The 15,850-nt window shown below is 67.2% G+C and carries 18 protein-coding genes; 5 read left to right on the top strand and 13 right to left on the bottom strand.

The annotated features are described in order from the left end of the window. Window positions 1-49: 49 nt before the first annotated feature. Together D5301_RS18050 and D5301_RS18045 are read right to left on the bottom strand one after the other, a co-directional pair. Window positions 50-592, bottom strand: coding sequence for a DNA-3-methyladenine glycosylase I (locus D5301_RS18050; protein WP_153856473.1), 543 nt, complete (start codon window positions 590-592; stop codon window positions 50-52). Further along, complete coding sequence (locus D5301_RS18045) at window positions 589-2,376, bottom strand: DUF4153 domain-containing protein (RefSeq protein WP_153856472.1); 1,788 nt, start codon at window positions 2,374-2,376, stop codon at window positions 589-591. Before D5301_RS18045 ends, D5301_RS18050 begins: the two co-directional genes overlap by 4 nt. A gap of 91 nt (window positions 2,377-2,467) precedes the next feature. Here D5301_RS18045 and D5301_RS18040 point away from each other — a divergent pair, with 91 nt between their 5' ends. The 4 genes from D5301_RS18040 to D5301_RS18025 all read left to right on the top strand — a co-directional run bounded on the left by D5301_RS18040 (window position 2,468) and on the right by D5301_RS18025 (window position 5,115). Beyond that, entirely contained in the window at window positions 2,468-3,034 is a 567-nt protein-coding gene (locus tag D5301_RS18040) for a YqgE/AlgH family protein (RefSeq protein ID WP_014036231.1), read from the top strand. Between the two features lie 19 nt (window positions 3,035-3,053). Next, window positions 3,054-3,521, top strand: a complete 468-nt coding sequence (ruvX, locus tag D5301_RS18035; protein WP_180846525.1) for a Holliday junction resolvase RuvX — start codon at window positions 3,054-3,056, stop codon at window positions 3,519-3,521. A 16-nt stretch (window positions 3,522-3,537) separates the two neighbouring features. After that, window positions 3,538-4,488, top strand: a complete 951-nt coding sequence (locus tag D5301_RS18030) for an aspartate carbamoyltransferase catalytic subunit (RefSeq protein WP_014036233.1) — start codon at window positions 3,538-3,540, stop codon at window positions 4,486-4,488. Window positions 4,489-4,623: 135 nt separating this feature from the next. Further along, window positions 4,624-5,115: a transposase gene (locus D5301_RS18025; protein ID WP_153856471.1), complete on the top strand. Its 492-nt coding sequence runs from the start codon at window positions 4,624-4,626 to the stop codon at window positions 5,113-5,115. A 102-nt stretch (window positions 5,116-5,217) separates the two neighbouring features. Here the strand turns inward: D5301_RS18025 and D5301_RS18020 are convergent, their stop codons facing one another. Next, window positions 5,218-6,033 (bottom strand): prolyl oligopeptidase family serine peptidase, encoded by an 816-nt coding sequence (locus tag D5301_RS18020; RefSeq protein ID WP_153856470.1) that lies wholly within the window; start codon window positions 6,031-6,033, stop codon window positions 5,218-5,220. A 154-nt stretch (window positions 6,034-6,187) separates the two neighbouring features. On the opposite strand from D5301_RS18020, the gene D5301_RS18015 reads away from it, so the two are divergent. Continuing rightward, complete coding sequence (locus D5301_RS18015) at window positions 6,188-7,078, top strand: hypothetical protein (protein WP_153856469.1); 891 nt, start codon at window positions 6,188-6,190, stop codon at window positions 7,076-7,078. A 10-nt stretch (window positions 7,079-7,088) separates the two neighbouring features. On the opposite strand, the gene D5301_RS18010 is transcribed toward D5301_RS18015, so the two are convergent. From D5301_RS18010 to D5301_RS17965, 10 genes are all read right to left on the bottom strand, one after another. Further along, window positions 7,089-7,355, bottom strand: a complete 267-nt coding sequence (locus tag D5301_RS18010) for a hypothetical protein (RefSeq protein ID WP_110711404.1) — start codon at window positions 7,353-7,355, stop codon at window positions 7,089-7,091. Window positions 7,356-7,418: 63 nt separating this feature from the next. Further along, the gene (gene mgtE / locus D5301_RS18005) at window positions 7,419-8,780 is read right to left on the bottom strand and encodes a magnesium transporter (protein ID WP_110711405.1); all 1,362 of its coding nucleotides are present in this window, start codon (window positions 8,778-8,780) and stop codon (window positions 7,419-7,421) included. A 187-nt stretch (window positions 8,781-8,967) separates the two neighbouring features. Beyond that, a complete protein-coding gene (gene ptsP, locus D5301_RS18000; RefSeq protein ID WP_164162768.1) occupies window positions 8,968-10,737 on the bottom strand; it encodes a phosphoenolpyruvate--protein phosphotransferase in 1,770 nt (589 codons plus the stop codon). Between the two features lie 2 nt (window positions 10,738-10,739). After that, window positions 10,740-11,009 carry an HPr family phosphocarrier protein gene (locus tag D5301_RS17995; RefSeq protein ID WP_046983647.1) on the bottom strand — a complete coding sequence of 90 codons (270 nt, stop codon included), beginning with the start codon at window positions 11,007-11,009 and terminating at the stop codon, window positions 10,740-10,742. Then, entirely contained in the window at window positions 11,002-11,394 is a 393-nt protein-coding gene (locus D5301_RS17990) for a PTS fructose subfamily transporter subunit IIA (protein ID WP_010483657.1), read from the bottom strand. The genes D5301_RS17995 and D5301_RS17990 overlap by 8 nt, the downstream gene beginning before the upstream one ends. Before the next feature lie 304 nt (window positions 11,395-11,698). Next, window positions 11,699-12,583 (bottom strand): RNase adapter RapZ, encoded by an 885-nt coding sequence (rapZ, locus tag D5301_RS17985; protein WP_153856467.1) that lies wholly within the window; start codon window positions 12,581-12,583, stop codon window positions 11,699-11,701. A 27-nt stretch (window positions 12,584-12,610) separates the two neighbouring features. Next, on the bottom strand, window positions 12,611-13,561 hold the full coding sequence (hprK, locus tag D5301_RS17980) for an HPr(Ser) kinase/phosphatase (protein WP_005408388.1): 951 nt from the start codon (window positions 13,559-13,561) through the stop codon (window positions 12,611-12,613). Then, complete coding sequence (locus D5301_RS17975) at window positions 13,558-14,010, bottom strand: PTS sugar transporter subunit IIA (protein ID WP_110711411.1); 453 nt, start codon at window positions 14,008-14,010, stop codon at window positions 13,558-13,560. Before D5301_RS17975 ends, hprK begins: the two co-directional genes overlap by 4 nt. 21 nt (window positions 14,011-14,031) lie before the next feature. Further along, a complete protein-coding gene (raiA, locus tag D5301_RS17970) occupies window positions 14,032-14,349 on the bottom strand; it encodes a ribosome-associated translation inhibitor RaiA (RefSeq protein ID WP_004147311.1) in 318 nt (105 codons plus the stop codon). Window positions 14,350-14,407: 58 nt separating this feature from the next. Beyond that, complete coding sequence (locus D5301_RS17965) at window positions 14,408-15,829, bottom strand: RNA polymerase factor sigma-54 (RefSeq protein WP_153856466.1); 1,422 nt, start codon at window positions 15,827-15,829, stop codon at window positions 14,408-14,410. Window positions 15,830-15,850: the final 21 nt, after the last annotated feature.

The raw sequence follows: 15,850 nt of genomic DNA, 5'->3' as shown, positions 1-15,850 counted from the left end.
TGGCCGGCAACACCTGAGGCGTCCCGAGGCTGCCGGCCAGCGGCCAGCACTACCGGGAGGCCTGTAACCACGGCGGCGACAGCGTCAGCAGCCGCGCATGCACCGGGCAGTCCTCGGCATGCGCACCGGGCAGGTAGCCCAGGCTCATCAGGAACTCGCCGGTGATCTCGCCGCCGGTGAAGCGGAAGGTCTTCTTGAACAGCTTCACCCAGTCGGCCTTGCTGCACGGGTGGTGCGCGTCCAGCCACGCCGCGAAGCTGCCATGGTTGGCCCGCAGCTGCTGGATCACCTGCGCGTTGTGGATTGCCGCCAGCACCTTCAGCCGGTTGCGGATGATGCCTGCGTCCGACAGCAGGCGTTCGATGTCCTGCTCGGCATACGCCGCCACGCGGTCCACATCGAAACCGTCATAGGTAGCGCGGAAGCCCTCGCGCTTCTTCAGGATCGTTTCCCAGCTCAGCCCGGCCTGGTTGATTTCCAGCACCAGCCGCTCGAACAGCTCGCGCTCGTCACGCTGCGGAAAGCCGTACTCGTTGGCGTGGTAGTAGTCGTGCACCGGATGGCCCGGGGCGATGAGGCAGTAACCGCTCATGGGGAAGACTCGTTGGATTCGGGTTCGGGATCGATGGCCAGCGCGGGGCGTCCGCCGATGGACAGCATCGGCCAACGCGGTGGCACAAGAGTGAGTTCGCCATCACGCAGGGCCTGGTTGATCGCCTCGGCCTGGCCGCTGACGGTGCCGAACAGCGAACCGGCCCGGCGCCAGTGGGCATCCCTGCCACGTGCGTACAGCACGCAGTCCGGGCCACGGTGGGTGTACAGCTCGCACAGCAGCACTTCGCCGGTGCCATCGCCGTCCAGGTCGCGATGCACGATCAGGCAGTCGCGCTCGCTCTGGGCGCAGGATTCGCCATTGATCGAACGTGTGGCCAGTGCCTGCCACCAATCGTCCGGCGGCGAGCTGGATCCCTTGGCCAGCTTCAACGTGCGCTGCAGGGCGACGATGTCCTGCGGCCCCTTGTCGAGGCGCTGTCCGTCGTCCCAGCGCGTGGTACGTGCCAGCGCGGCAGCGATCACCTGTGGCGCGTTGGCATCGGCGGTGATGGCTGGATCACGCTGCAGCTCGCGCAGCGCCTGCACGCCACGGCGCCCAAGATCGAAGCGCAGCACGTTGACGTCGCTGCTGGTGATCGCCGGCGGGTCCGCGCGCAGCCGCTCCAGCTGGCTGGACAGGGTCAGCCGCACCGGGTCCAGCAGCGGCGAGTTGCCCAGCAAGGCCAGTGCCAGCACCGCCCAGCACATCCATCGGTTGACCGGCTCCAGCATCTGCAACCAGCGGCTCTGCCGGCGCAGCACCGCCAGCGCGTAGCCCACGGCATAGCCGGCCACGGCCAACGCGACGAGTACTGCCCAGAACCGGTCCATGGTCCAGCCGTACTGCACCACGCGCAGGCCCAGTGCGTACAGCGCCAGTGCGGCGTAGACCGGCAGTGCCAGCAGGCTGGCTTCAACCAGCCGGCGCAGCAGCAGGGGGTAGGGAGCGCTGTCTTCTCCCTGCTGGTAGACCGCATTGGTGAACGTCACCAGCAGCAGCGACAGCACCAGCAGCAGGCTGGCGGCCGAGCGGGTCTTCCACAGCGGTTCCAGCCCGGTCAGCGGCAGGCTCAGCACGAACAGCACGGCGATGAACGACAGCAGCGGCAGCAGTCCGCGGCAGATCGCGAACAGCACCTGGCGGGTGATCTGGATCGCGCGGTGCTGGGTGCGCCCGATCAGCACGCCGAACCCGGCCAGGCTGCCGGTGGCCAGTGCGATGAACGCGTCCTGCCGGAACAGGTCACGGAAGACGGTCACGTCGAGCAGCTGGAACAGCGCCGCCCACAGCCACAACAGCAGCCAGGTCAGCCCGGTGAACAGCGCCGCCAGGGCCAGGGTCAGGCCGTTCTGCCAGGCGCGCTCGAACAGCTCCGGATAGCTGGCGCGCCAATGCCCGTGCTGCAACTGGAACTGCCACCAGGGCAGGGCCACGAACACTGCTACGGCCATGCCCACGGTCAGCGGGAACTGCAGCGCGCCCGATTCCAGTGCGGTCTCGCCGTTGAGGTTCCAGCCGATCCAGGCGGCCAGCGCCAGCACCACCACCGAGCCGAGCACCGCCTGCAGCCACAGGCGGCGCTGGCCCAGCTCGACCAGGCTCAATGCCACCGCGCTGGGAATGGCCAGCACCCAGGCGTACCAGCAGTAGCGCCAGCCGATATCGCGGAACGGCCACGCATCGGACAGTTCCTGCGCGGCATACAGCATCAGACCCTGCAGCAGGGCGATCAGGACGATGGCGCTGCGTGCCGGCAGGGTCAGGGGCGATGAAGACTGCATCGATGACCTTCCATGGCAAAGCACCATCCTAGCCCATCGCGGTTCGGCGCCATCGCGCGACCATCCCGCCCCCAGCAGGTAGAATGGGCCCATGCCTGTAACGCCGACCTCCCTTGCCGATCACCTGCTCGTCGCGCTGCCGTCGCTGCTCGACGCGACCTTTGCCCGCAGCGTCGCGCTGATCTGCCAGCACGACGAGAACGGCGCAATGGGCGTGCTGGTCAACCAGCCTTCCGAGTACACGCTGGGTGAAGTGCTTGCACAGATGGACATCACCACCGGTGATGGCGACCTGCAGGCGCGCATGGTGCTCAATGGCGGCCCGGTGCATCCCGAACGCGGCTTCGTCATCCATGACGACGCGCGCGCGTGGGATTCCAGCCTGACCGTGGGCGAGGGCCTGTACCTCACCACCTCGCGCGACATCCTCGAAGCGATGGCGCGCGGCGAAGGCCCGGCCAATGCCGTGGTCACCCTCGGCTGTGCCGGTTGGGGTGCAGGGCAGCTGGAAAGCGAGCTGTCCGAGAACAGCTGGCTGACCGTGCCGGCCGATGCCGAGCTGGTGTTCCAGCTGCCGCTGGAGCAGCGCTGGCAGGGTGCGGCCTCGCGCATCGGCGTGGACTTGTTCCGTCTGACCGATTACAGCGGCCATGTCTGAGCCGACCGCGCCCGCACCGGTGTCTGCTGCCCCGGCGATCCGCCGTGACGGCACCGTTCTGGGGTTCGACGTCGGCTCTCGCCGCATCGGCGTGGCCATCGGCAGTGCCTTCGCTGCGCATGCGCGCGCGGTGGCGGTGGTCGACGTGCACGGCAATGGCCCGGACTGGACCGCGATCGAACGCCTGCTCAAGGAATGGAAACCCGACGGCCTGGTGGTCGGCGACCCGCTGACCCTGGATGGCCAGGACCAGCCCAACCGCAAGCGTGCGCAGGGCTTCGCCCGCCAGCTGCGGGAACGCTTCAAGCTGCCGGTGGTGATGATCGACGAGCGTTCCAGCTCGGTCGAAGCCGCACGCCGCTTTGCCGTCGAGCGCGCCGAAGGGCGCAAGCGCCGCCGTGATGCGGCCGCTCTCGACGCCGTCGCCGCCGCGGTGATCATCGACCGCTGGCTGTCGTCCCCCGACGACGCCACCCCCATTCCCTGACTGCACGACTCCCGCCATGACTGCCCAGCAAATCGATGCCTCCGGACGCCTGCGCCACCTGTTGACCCTCGAGGGCCTGCCGCGCGAAACCCTGCTGCAGTTGCTCGACCGGGCAGGGCAGATCCGCGATGCCGCGGTCGGTCGTGTCGGCAACAAGCGCCACGTGCTGGCCGGTTCGGCGGTGTGCACGCTGTTCTTCGAACCGTCCACGCGCACCCGCAGCTCGTTCCAGCTGGCTGCGCAGCGCCTGGGCGCCGATGTGCTGAACTTCGATGCCTCGACCTCGTCCACGCGCAAGGGCGAAACCGCCTGTGACACGCTGCGCAACCTGGAAGCGATGGGCGTACGCGGCTTCGTGGTGCGCCACCCCGATGATGGCGCCGTGGCCGCGCTGGCCGAAGCGGCCGGCGAGGGCACCGCGCTGATCAATGCCGGTGACGGCCGCAGCTCGCACCCGACCCAGGGCCTGCTGGACATGCTGACCCTGCGCCAGGCCAAGGGCCCGGATTTCTCGAAGCTGAAGGTGGTGATCGTCGGCGACGTAAAGCACTCGCGCGTGGCCCGCACCGACCTGCATGCGCTGCGCACGCTGGGCGTGGGCGAGATCCGCGTGTGTGGCCCGCAGTCGCTGCTGCCCGACGACGAGACCCTGAAGGGCTGCGTGGTCGGCGATGATTTCGACGCGATGCTGGAAGGCGTCGACGCGCTGATGATGCTGCGCCTGCAGCGCGAGCGCATGGAAGAAGGCCTGGTGCCGTCGCTGGAGCAGTACCACGCGCAGTACGGCCTGACCAACGAACGCCTGGCGCGCGCGGGCAAGGATGCCGCGGTGCTGCACCCGGGCCCGATCAACCGCGGCGTGGAAGTGACCGACGAGGTGGCCGACGGCCCGCAGTCGTGGGTGCTGCGCCAGGTCGCCAACGGCGTCGCGGTGCGCATGGCCGTGCTGGAAACGCTGCTGGGCTGATCGCCACTCTGGTAGGTGTCAACCTTGGTTGACACTGCTGGTGTGGTGGGTGCCAACCTTGGTTGGCACTGGCCTACCCGGACCAAGGTGATTTCCCGATGTTCAGGGAACATGCGCCCGCCCATGCTCTTCTGCATGAACAGCACCCGACTCCTGCTAGGCCGTCATTCCAGTATCGGCCAGAGCTACATCCTCACGACGAACGTGCATGGCCGGGCGGCTCTGTTCGCCAATGAAGCCGTTGCGGCTACCGCCATGCAGGAGTTCCAGCGTCTGGATCTGGAAGGTCTGACCCATTCGATCGCCTACGTGGTCATGCCGGATCACGTCCACTGGTTGATGCAGCTGCGCGCGGCATCGCTCGACGTTGTCATGAAGCGCTTCAAGTCGCGTACGGCGGTGTACGCAAACAGGGTACTGGGCAGGGTAGGGCGCTTCTGGCAGTCCTGCTATCACGATCACGCGATCCGCTCTGATGAATCGCTGTTCCGGCACGCAATGTATGTGATGGCGAAGCCGATCAGGGCGGGGCTGGCAACGCAGCTTGGCGAATACCCGCATGCGTGGTGTGAGTGGGAACTCGAAGGTTACTGTGCCAAGGCGGAGTTCATGGGGGCGGACAGATAGTGCCAACCAAGGTTGGCACCCACCGAAAGCAGGTTCCAACCTTAGTTGGTACCTACCCAAACCAGGCTCCAACCAAGGTTGGCAGCTACCAGAAGCTGCGGTTCAGCGCTTCTGCGCGAACAGCCACGCCCACATCGCCGGGTCGGCGTAGGTGGCGTCCCAGGCATTGTGATTGCCTTCCGGGTACTCGGTGTAGCGCACGTCGCGTGCGTGGGTGCCCTGGAATGCGCTGTGCAGCCTGCGGTCGTCATCCGGCGGAACCACGTCATCCTGCGCGCCGTGGAAGATCCAGATGGGGGTGTGTTGCAGTCGCCTGGCGATCACGGCATAGGGATCGGATTCCTGGGCCACCTGTTCAACGAACAGGGTCGGCCGCTTCGCGCGCGGTACGAACACGGCACCGCATACCGGCACGATCGCGGCAAAGCGGTGCGGGTCATCCAGCGCAATGTTCCAGCTGCCGTAGCCGCCCATCGACATGCCGGTCAGGTACTGGCGCGCCGGATCGGCGCCGAATTCGGCGATGGTCGCGTCCAGCGCAGCCACGGCCATGCGGTTGTTGCGGCCGCTCCATTCCGAGTGCTTCGCTGCCTGCGGGAAGACGACCAGGGCCGGGAAGTCGGCGTGCTCGCGCAGATACGGCCCCAGTCCCGAATACGTCTGCTTGACGCCGTCCCGGCCGCGTTCGCCCGAGCCGTGCAGGAACAGGATCACCGGGATGCCCATGCTGTTGCCGGAGTGTGCGGGGCCTCCCGTCCGCACTCCGGCCGGAATGAAGACCTGGTAGTAGGCGGTCTCTCCGTCCACCTTCACGGCGCGGCCTTCGAAGTGGCCGCGCGCGCTGTGGGGTGTGCTGGCGCAACCGGCCAACATCATCAGCGACAGCAGTGGCAGCCAGCGGGGAAGCGATCGCAGCATGACGGAGCCCCAGTACATGGAATCCCTTTCATGCTATCCCCGCTCGTGCGCCAATGCCTTCTGCAGCGCAATAGGCCCCATCGGCAATCGTTTGCGCAGTGGGCACACGCGGAGCAGAATGCGGAGAGCTATCGGAGTGGCGCAGCCGCACATCATGGAACGAGGCAAAGGGATTATGGTCTGCGCGGCGCTGCTGGTGCTGGTCGCGGGATTGACATGGAAGGGGCTGCAGGCAGGCACGCATTCCGTGCCGGAAGCTTCCGACAGCCAGAGTGAGCCTGGCAGAGCGCCACCTTCGCAGTCTCCGCACCCGGCGGCGCGGCTGAACCGGGCCGATGCAGACTATCAGACCGCAGTCTGGTTGCTTCCGCGGGCGCAGGAACTGGCCAGTCGTTCCGACGCAGGTGATGCCGAGGCGAGCTATGAGCTCAGCCTCATCTATGGGGAATGCGTCTCGTTCTTCGATCCAACCCAGGACGAACCCACGGGCATGCCGCCCGATCGCAGGCCGGCGTTGTATCGCAGTGGTGCCTGGCTGTCCCAGCGTTGCGACGGCATCGATCGACAGGACGCGGGTGAAGCGTCGTTCCGCTACCGCCGACGGGCCGCCGAGCAGGGGCACTTTGCCGCGCAGATCATCGAGCGCTACTTTGGCGGCATGCTGCAGGGCGCATCGAGGCCTTCCACGGATGAACAGGTGTCGATCATCGAGAAGGCGCTTGCCCGCAACGATGGCCAGGCCTATCTCGCCTTGTCGGAAGGCCTGTCCTACGACCCGGGTGGCGTGCATGAGGCGCTGGCGCCCTATCCGGCCGGCACCGACGTGGATGCTGCTGCGTGGATGCTTGCTGCCTGCGATGCCGGTGTGCCGTGTGGCGCGGATTCGGTGCTGCTGCACGAGCTGTGTGGCACTGCAAGCCTGTGTGGCGAGGATTCGGTCGAGGCCGCACTCGGATTGAAACTGTCTCCGGAGGAGCTCGTCGTGGCGCGGCAGCAGGCCGATGCGCTGGCCATCCGGTCACGTGACCTGCGCGGGCGCCGCTGAGCGCAGGCCGTCAGTCCGCGCGCGGGAAACTGGCGATGATGTCCAACTGCTCCTTCGCCTCCGCATTGCCTTCGGCCGCCGCCGCCTGCACCTGCGCCATGTCCGGGTGCAGGACCACCAGCAGTGGATTCTCACAGACCGGGCAGTCGTACTCGGTGGCGTCCTCGTCCAGCTCCATCACCATGGCGCGCGAGCTGCCCTTCCATTCGCAGGCCGGGCAGGTGTGCTGCTGGTCGCGCCAGCCGGGCTGGAAATAGTTCTCGATCGTTGTTGCCATGGGATGTTCCGGGAAGGGAAGGGGGCCGGAGCCCTGCGTCGCAGGGCTCCGCGCCAGCAGGGATCAGTGCAGCAGCACCAGCGTGGCCAGGCCGAGGAAGGTGAAGAAGCCCATCGAGTCGGTCACGGCCGTCAGGAAGATGCCACTGGCCAACGCCGGATCGAAGCCGAAGCGCTTCAGGGTGAGTGGCACCAGCACGCCGGCCAACGCCGCGAACAGCAGGTTGCAGGTCAGTGCAATGGCGATCACTGCCGACAGCCCTGGCGAGTGGAACCAGGCCAGCACGATCAGGCCCAGGATCGAGCCGAGCAGCAGGCCGTTCAGCGCGGCGACCCGCACCTCCTTCCACAGCAGCGTGCGCGCGTTGGAGGCACCGACCTGGCCCAGCGCCAGGCCGCGCACCATCAGCGCCAGCACCTGGGTGCCGGCATTGCCGCCGAGGCCGGCCACGATCGGCATCAGCACTGCCAGCGCGACCAGCTTGTCGATCGTGCCCTCGAAGTGGCCGACCACGCTGGAAGCCAGGAAAGCCGTGCACAGGTTGACCGACAGCCACATCAGGCGGCGGCGCATCGCGCGCCAGACTGGACTGAACAGATCCTCGTCCTCGTCCAGACCGGCGGCGCCCAGCGCCTGGTGCTCGGCCTGGCCGCGGATGATGTCGACCACGTCATCGATGGTGATGCGGCCAACGAGGATGTTGTTCTCGTCCACCACCGGCGCGGAGATCCAGTCATGGTCGGAGAACTGCCGCGCGACCTCCTGGTCGCTCTCGCCGACGTCGATGGCCGGCTGCTCGTCGTCGATCAGGCGGTTGATCGGCGTGGTGTCCTCATGGGTCACCAGTGCTGCCAGCGACACACGGCCGAGGTACTGGTGCCGCCGGCTGACCACGAACAGGTGGTCGGTGTGGTCGGGCAGCTCGCCGCGCAGGCGCAGGTAGCGCAGCACCACGTCGACGTTGACGTCGGCGCGGACCGTCACTACGTCCGGATTCATCAGGCGGCCGGCGCTGTCCTCGGGGTAGGACAGCACCTGTTCCAGCCGCTCGCGGTTCTCGCGGTCCATCGACTTGAGGACTTCGTCGATGACCGTGTCTGGCAGGTCTTCGACCAGGTCGGCCAGATCGTCGATGTCCAGGTCTTCGACCGCGGCGATGATCTCGTCCGGGTCCATGTCTGCGAGCAGGCTTTCGCGCACGTCTTCGCCGACGTGGACCAGGACCTCGCCATCGTCTTCCGGATCGACCAGGCCCCACACCACCTCGCGCTTGCCGGGCGGCAACGACTCGAGCAGGTTGCCGATCTCGGCCGGGGCCAGGGTGTTGACCAGGCGACGCACCGGGCCCAGCCGTCCGCTGTCCAGTGCATCGGACAGCATCCGCAGTTGGCGCGCAGTCTTGTCGTGGCGTACAGCTTCAGCCATCGCAGCTCCCGCGGGATAAGAAAAGCCGCGATCCCGGCAAGGATGCGGCAACAGGGGTGTTCAGCGCGTCATTATCGCAAGGGGATGTTTCAGCGCATACCCCGACGGGAGGCTGGGGTCAGATCCCTTTTCCACAGGAAAAGGGATCTGACCCCGCGCGTGCATGCCCGGCGAATCAGCAGGGTGCTCAGGGCGTATCCGCCACCAGCGCCAGCCAGCGTTCGATGGCGCGGCGGTCGCGCGCGGACAGCAGCTTCGGCGCACGGGCGCGCAGTGTCCCCAGGTCGGCTTCGCGGATCGCACGGCGTACCTCCAGCAGCGTGCCCGGGTGCAGGCTGAATTCGGTCAGGCCCAGCGCCAGCAGCAGTGGGGTCATCCGCGCATCGCCTGCCATCTCGCCGCAGACCGCCACCGGAATGCGATGCCGCGCGCCGGTCTCGATCACCATCTGCAGCAGCCGCAGCACGGCCGGATGCAGCGGTGAATACAGCTCGCCCAGTGCCTCGTTGTTGCGGTCGGCGGCGAGCAGGTACTGCACCAGGTCGTTGGTGCCGATCGACAGGAAGTCGACCAGGTCGATGAAGCTCTCCAGTGCCAGCGCCGCGGCCGGCACCTCGATCATCGCACCCAACGGCACATGGTCGGACACCATGTGGCCTTCGCCGCGCAGCTGTTCGGTCAGCTTGAGCATGCGTCGGCGCACCGCCAGCAGCTCCTCGCGGGTGCTGACCATCGGCACCAGCACGCGTAGCTTGCCGTAGGCCGAGGCACGCAGGATCGCGCGCAGCTGGGTATCGGCCACCTTCGGCCGTGCCAGCGACAGGCGTACCCCGCGCAGTCCCAGGGCCGGGTTCTCTTCATTGCTCAGGGTCAGGCCGGTGCGGTCGGCCTTGTCCGCACCCAGGTCGAGCGTGCGGATGGTGACCGGTCGCCCGCTCATGCCCAACGCGGCATCGCGGTAGGTCTGGAACTGTTCTTCTTCGTCCGGCAGCTCGTTGCGCTGCAGGAACAGGAACTCGGTGCGGTACAGGCCCAGCCCCTGCGCACCCAGCGCGTGCGCCTGGGTCACATCCTCCAGCGATTCGGCATTGGCCAGCAGGGCGATGTCGACCTGGTCGCGGGTACGGCTGGGCTTGCTGCGCAGGCGGCCGAGCTCGCGCTGCTCGCGCGCATGTTCTTTCAGCCGGGCGCGGTAGTCCCGCAGATTGTCGGCCTGCGGGTTGGCGGTGATGCTGCCGTCGGCGCCGTCGATGATCAGCACATCGCCATCGGCGATGCGGCTGAGCAGCTGCGGCACGTTGACGATCAGTGGCAGGTGCAGGCTGCGTGCCAGGATCGCGCTGTGCGACAGCGCGCTGCCGGCGGCAGTGACGATGCCGACCACGCCCTGGGCCTGCAGTTGCGCCAGCTCGGACGGGGCGATGTTGTCGCAGACCAGGATCTCGCCGGCCAGGCCCTTCACCGCCGGTGGCCGTTCGGGCTGCAGGAAGGCGTGGATGCGGCCGATCACGTGGTCGAGATCGTCCATGCGGCTCTTCAGGTAGGCATCGTCCATGCCATCGAAGACCTTGGCCAGGCGGTCGCGCTGCAGGCGCAAGGCATAGCCGGCGCTGTACGGGCCGCTGCGGATCAGCTCATCCAGCCCGAACAGCAGCTCGGGGTCATCCAGCAGCAGGGCATGCAGGTCGAGGAACTCGCCTGCCTCCTGGTTCAATGCACCCTGCAGGCGCTGCCGCAGTTCGTGCATTTCCACGCGTGCGGCGTCCACCGCCCGGTGCAGGCGGGCCAGTTCGGCCTCGACCTGGCTGGTTGCGACACGTTGTTCAGCGACTTCCAGTGCATGCGGCAGGCGTACGCGGGCCCGGCCCATCGCAGTGCCACGGGCCGCACCATGACCGGCCAGCAGCTGTACCGGCCGCTGGCCGGAACCGAGCTGCCCGGCGCGTGCGCGTGGCACGCTCAGTTGTCCTCGTCGAAGCGGCGTTCGAACAGGCCGACCACCGCCTCCATCGCGGCGGCTTCGTCCTCGCCGTTGATCCGCACCGTGACCGGAGTGCCCTGGCCAGCGGCCAGCAGCATTACGCCCATGATGCTCTTGGCGTTGATCTCACGGCCCTTGGCGGCCATGGTCACGTTGCAGCGGAACGGCGCCAGGGTCTGCACCAGCTTGGCGGTGGCCCGGGCGTGCAGGCCCAGGCGGTTGCTGACGGTGAGTTCTCGTTCAAGCATCGTCGACTATCGCTCCATTACGGGTACCCGCCGCGGCTGTGGCGGGCAGTTGATCCAGTCCCTGTTCCGGATAATTCATCACCCGCAGCAACATCGGCAGGCTCAGCGCCGACACCCGGCGAACCGGGGTCCCCAGCCGGGCCAGCTGCCCGGCAAGGTTGGCGGGGCTGGCGCCGTACAGGTCGGTCAGGATCAGCACGCCTTCCCCCCCATCGACCCGCCGCAGGGCGGCCGAGGCGAGCGGGAGCAGGGCGTCCAGGTCTGCGTCGAACGGTACTTCGAAAGCTTCGGTTTTCAGCGGCAACTGCCGCAGGAGCCGGGTCGCCACGTCAAGCAGGGCGGTCCCGACCCCGGGATGTGTTACGAGGAGAATGCCACAGGTCATTACTGCACGTTAACAGGTCAAGGTGAATCGGCGATAGCAGCAGATGAGGGGCACTGTGTCCCGTATTCAGCGTTACCGGGGTCAGAGCCCTTTTCCCCTGGAAAAGGGATCCGACCCCATGCGTTTTTCGATGCCTGACCGGGATTCATCCACGCATGGCGTGGATCTACCGTGTCGACCAAGGTCGACACCTACCAACAGCAACACCGCCTCGCCATCCCACGGAATGCCGCTTTTGCTTTTGCTGTTGCCGGCCAGCGGCCGGCACTACCAGCGGGTGCCGGGTGCAGCCCGGCCGACCCCCTCAGTCCTGTTCGCGGTGATACGTCGCCACGTCTTCCCAGCCCATCTCGCGGGCATGCCGCGCCATGCGCTCGGCCAGGAACACCGAGCGATGCTTGCCGCCGGTGCAGCCGAACGCCACGGTCACATAGCTGCGGGTGCCATCGCCCAGCTTCGGCAGCCAGGTATCGAGGAAATCCATCAGCTGGGTCAGGTAACGCTGCACGTCCGGCTGCGCTTCCAGGTAGTCGCGCACGCCGGGCTCACGACCGCTGAGCGCACGCAGATCCGGATCCCAGTGCGGATTGGGCAGCACCCGCGCATCGAACACGAAGTCCGCCTCGGCCGGTACGCCGCGCTTGTAGGCGAACGATTCGAACAGCAGCGACAGGCGCGTGGCGTGGTCCAGCGCGAACTCGGTGATGATGCGCCGCCGCAGCTGGTGCACATTGAGGTTGCTGGTGTCGATCACCGCATCGGCCTCGCGGCGCAGCGGCGCGGTCAATTCACGCTCGCGGGCGATCGCTTCGGGCAGTGACAGGCCCAGCTGGCTCAACGGATGGCGGCGGCGGGTGTCGGCGTAGCGCTTGAGCACCGCCTCGTCGCTGGCTTCGAAGAACAGCACCTTCACTTCCACGCCGGCGTCGGTGGCGAGCTGCCGCCAATCGCCCAGTTGGCTCAGGTCGGCCTGGCCGCGCACGTCGATGCCCACCGCCAGCCGGCGCGGCGCGCTGCCGTCATGGTTGGCCAGCAGGCTGCGCACGAAGTCCGGCAGCAGGTGGATCGGCAGGTTGTCCGAGCAGTAGTAGTCCTGGTCCTCGAAGGTCTTCAGGGCGACGGATTTACCCGAGCCGGACAGGCCGCTGACGATGATCAGGGTCGGGGCGGTGGGGGTTGCGGTGCTCATGGACAGGCTCTTCGAAGGGCAGGGGAATCAGGGTGTTCGCCGTTCCAGCAGGTTGCTGTGACGGGCGATGAACATCGCCGCCGGGTCGATGCCCTTGGTGCGCAGGATGTGCAGGCGGGTGGCGGCCTCGGTCAGCACGGCCAGGTTGCGGCCAGGCATCACCGGCAGCGTGATCAGCGGTACATCCAGGTCCAGCACATGGCGGGTGCCCGAATCGCCGGTCAGGCGCTCGTAGCCATGCGGGGTGGGTTCGGTCATCGGCTTGGTCAGGTGGACGATCAGCCGAAGGTACTTGTTCTTCTTTACAGCCGTGTCGCCGAACATCTCGCGCACGTTCAGCACGCCCAGGCCGCGCACTTCCAGCAGGTCCTGCAGCAGTTCGGGACAGGTGCCGTCGAGCACGTCCGGGGCGATCTGGGTGAATTCGGGGGCATCGTCGGCGACCAGGCGGTGGCCGCGGCTGAGCAGCTCCAGTGCCAGCTCGCTTTTACCCGACCCGGCCTCGCCGGTGATCAGCACGCCGATGGAGTAGATCTCCATGAACACGCCATGCAGGATCACCCGCGGCGCCAGCGTGCGGGCCAAGTGGTAGGACAGGTGGTTGAGCAGTTCGTGGCCGCGCTTGGGCGACAGCCACAGCGGCGTGCCGGATTCGTCAGCGGCGGCACGGAGGTCTTCCGGGCAGGCCTGGTTGCGGGTCAGCACCAGCGCCAGCGGGTGCGACTGCATGATCTTTTCGATGGTCTCCCAACGCTGGCGCGGCTCCAGCGCATCCAGCCAGGACAGTTCCTCGGTGCCCAGGATCTGCACCTTGTTGGGGTAGATCGCATTGAGATAACCAGCCAGCGATGGACGCCGCGAGACCGTGTTGCCGGCCTCCAGTTCGCGCTTCTCGCCGGACTTGCCGGCAGCCCAGCGCAGCCCCAGCCGCTCGCGCTGCTGTTCGAACAGTTCACGGGCGGTGATGCTGGTATTCATGCGGCACTCGCAGGTGGGGTCATGTCCAGCGCCTCGCGCAGCGCCCGGGCATCGCCCGCTTCGCGCAGGGCCTGGCGGATCTCCGGCGCCGAGAACAGCTCGGCCAGCTCGGACAGCAGCATCAGGTGCTGGTGGGTGTAGTGGGCGGGGACGGCCATGGCGAACACCAGGTCCACCGGCTCGTCGCCGCCGAAGTCGACCGGGGAGGCCAACCGCAGCAGGGCGCCGCGGGGGCGGTCCAGGGTTGGCGCGCGGCCGTGGGGAATGGCGATGCCGTGACCGATCGCGGTGCTGCCCAGCGCTTCGCGCTGGCACAGGTTCAGATAGATCTGTTCGGCGTTGGCCTGGCGGCAGGCCAGCAACCCGGCGGCGGCCTGCAGGACGCTGTCGCGGTCGGTGGCCGTGCAGAGCTGGGTCTGCACGGCCGCCAGGAGGTCAGTCAGGGGCATGTCTGCGGGGAACGGTGGCGATCAGCCACCATTGTCGCCCACCGGCAGCGGTGCGTGCTGCTGTTTTTTCTCCTTGTGCTTGATCACCAGACGGTCAAGCTTGTCCGCAAGCAGGTCGATCGCGGCATACATGGTCTGGGCATTGGCCTCAGCGTGCAGGGTCTGGCCGGGAATGTTGAGGCTGGCGTCGACGTGGTGTTCGGTCTTCTGCAGCTTGAGGGTCACCCGCGCTTCGCAGTGCTGGTCGAAGTGTTTGCCGATCCGGGCCAGCTTCTCCTCTACATAGGACTGCAGGGCCGGGGTGACTTCGACATCTTTGCCAAACGTTTCGATGCGCATCGGGTTTCTCCTGTGTTCGGATGTGCCAATGAACCTCTCCGCCGGGCGCGGCGGCGCGTCAAGCGATTCTGACCCTTTCGTGCGAGGCGGAAATGTTCATGGCTTCACGATACTTCGCCACGGTGCGTCGCGCTACTGGAATTCCCGACGATTTGAGCAGGTCAGCCAGCTTGGCGTCAGAAAGCGGCTTGCGCGGGTTCTCGTCGTCGATCAGGCGCCGGATCATCGCCTGGATGGCCGTGCTGGACGCCTCGCCACCGCCCTCGGTATCGATGCCCGAGGCGAAGAAGGCGCGCAGCGGCAGGGTGCCGCGCGGGGTACGCACGTGCTTGCGGGCGATCGCGCGCGAGACCGTGGATTCGTGCAGGCCGAGTTCGGCGGCGATCTCGCGCAGGGTCAGTGGACGCAGTGCCTGCTCGCCGAATTCAAGGAAACCGGCCTGCTGCAGGATCAGGCTGCGCACGACGCGCAGCAGGGTTTCGCCGCGCTGCTGCAGTCCTTTCAGCAGCCAGCGCGCTTCCTGCAGCTGGGTACGCAGGTAGCCGGCATCGGCATCGCCACAACGTCGGATCAGCTGTTCGTAGCCGCGGTGGATCACCACCTTCGGACCGGCGTGCGCGGCCAGCGCTGCGCGCCACACGCCGTTCTGCCGCCACACCACCACATCCGGCACCACGTAGGTGTCCGGCGACAGCGGTGCGATCTGCGTGCCCGGGCGCGGGTCCAGCGAACGCAGCAGGGTGACCGCCGTCTCGACCTCGTCCAGGGGCTGTTTCAGTTCATGGGCCAGCCCGGCGACGCCACTGCGCGGCAGCCGTTCCAGCGGGCCTGCGGCAATCTGTCGCGCCAACACCAGGCCAGGTGTATCGTCGGCCAGCACATCCAGCTGCAGCTGCAGGCATTCGCCGAGCGTGCGTGCAGCCACGCCGACCGGGTCGAAACGCTGGATGCGATGCAGCACAGCGAGGATCTCATCCTCGTCGGCGTGGATCGCCGGCAACAGGGTTTCGGCGATGGTGGCCAGCGGTTCGCGCAGGTAGCCGTCGTCGTCCAGCGCATCGATCAGTGCAGCGCCGATGCTGCGGTCATGCGTGGAAAGATGCGACAGGTGCAACTGCCACAGCAGGTGGTCGGCCAGCGTTTCGGTTTCGGCCACGCGTTCGGCGGCGCTGCCGATATCGTCGTCATCGTCGAAGCTGCCTCCGCTACCGGACGCGCTCCAGTCCAGTTCGGCCGGTGCCCAGTCGTCGCCGGCATCGGTGCGTTCTGCGGGAGCTTCGCTGTCGTTGCCATCGCCGCCTTCGCTGGCGGTGCTGCCATCGTTGCTGTCGGCCCAGTCCAGCAGCGGATTGCTCTCCACCGCCTGTGCGATTTCCAGCTCCAGCTCGGTGCTCGACATCTGCAGCAGCTTGATCGCCTGCTGCAGCTGGGGCGTCAGCACCAGCTGCTGTCCCAACGATGTCTGCAGCCGAGTCTTCATGCCTGTGCCGAAAGGAAGGAG

It is taken from the genome of Stenotrophomonas sp. MH181796 (assembly GCF_009659995.1).
GTDB lineage: Bacteria > Pseudomonadota > Gammaproteobacteria > Xanthomonadales > Xanthomonadaceae > Stenotrophomonas > Stenotrophomonas riyadhensis.
This window is presented reverse-complemented; position numbering and strand designations above follow the sequence as displayed.

Coding starts and splice junctions, on each gene's coding strand:
- D5301_RS18030 (WP_014036233.1), top strand. CDS start 3,538: ATGACTGCCCAGCAAATCGATGCCTCCGGACGCCTGCGCCACCTGTTG.
- D5301_RS18045 (WP_153856472.1), bottom strand. CDS start 2,376: ATGCAGTCTTCATCGCCCCTGACCCTGCCGGCACGCAGCGCCATCGTC.
- D5301_RS18020 (WP_153856470.1), bottom strand. CDS start 6,033: ATGCTGCGATCGCTTCCCCGCTGGCTGCCACTGCTGTCGCTGATGATG.
- mgtE (WP_110711405.1), bottom strand. CDS start 8,780: ATGGCTGAAGCTGTACGCCACGACAAGACTGCGCGCCAACTGCGGATG.
- D5301_RS18025 (WP_153856471.1), top strand. CDS start 4,624: ATGAACAGCACCCGACTCCTGCTAGGCCGTCATTCCAGTATCGGCCAG.
- D5301_RS18040 (WP_014036231.1), top strand. CDS start 2,468: ATGCCTGTAACGCCGACCTCCCTTGCCGATCACCTGCTCGTCGCGCTG.
- D5301_RS17965 (WP_153856466.1), bottom strand. CDS start 15,829: ATGAAGACTCGGCTGCAGACATCGTTGGGACAGCAGCTGGTGCTGACG.
- D5301_RS18010 (WP_110711404.1), bottom strand. CDS start 7,355: ATGGCAACAACGATCGAGAACTATTTCCAGCCCGGCTGGCGCGACCAG.
- D5301_RS17995 (WP_046983647.1), bottom strand. CDS start 11,009: ATGCTTGAACGAGAACTCACCGTCAGCAACCGCCTGGGCCTGCACGCC.
- hprK (WP_005408388.1), bottom strand. CDS start 13,561: ATGAATACCAGCATCACCGCCCGTGAACTGTTCGAACAGCAGCGCGAG.
- rapZ (WP_153856467.1), bottom strand. CDS start 12,583: ATGAGCACCGCAACCCCCACCGCCCCGACCCTGATCATCGTCAGCGGC.
- raiA (WP_004147311.1), bottom strand. CDS start 14,349: ATGCGCATCGAAACGTTTGGCAAAGATGTCGAAGTCACCCCGGCCCTG.
- D5301_RS18050 (WP_153856473.1), bottom strand. CDS start 592: ATGAGCGGTTACTGCCTCATCGCCCCGGGCCATCCGGTGCACGACTAC.
- D5301_RS17975 (WP_110711411.1), bottom strand. CDS start 14,010: ATGCCCCTGACTGACCTCCTGGCGGCCGTGCAGACCCAGCTCTGCACG.
- D5301_RS17990 (WP_010483657.1), bottom strand. CDS start 11,394: ATGACCTGTGGCATTCTCCTCGTAACACATCCCGGGGTCGGGACCGCC.
- D5301_RS18015 (WP_153856469.1), top strand. CDS start 6,188: ATGGAACGAGGCAAAGGGATTATGGTCTGCGCGGCGCTGCTGGTGCTG.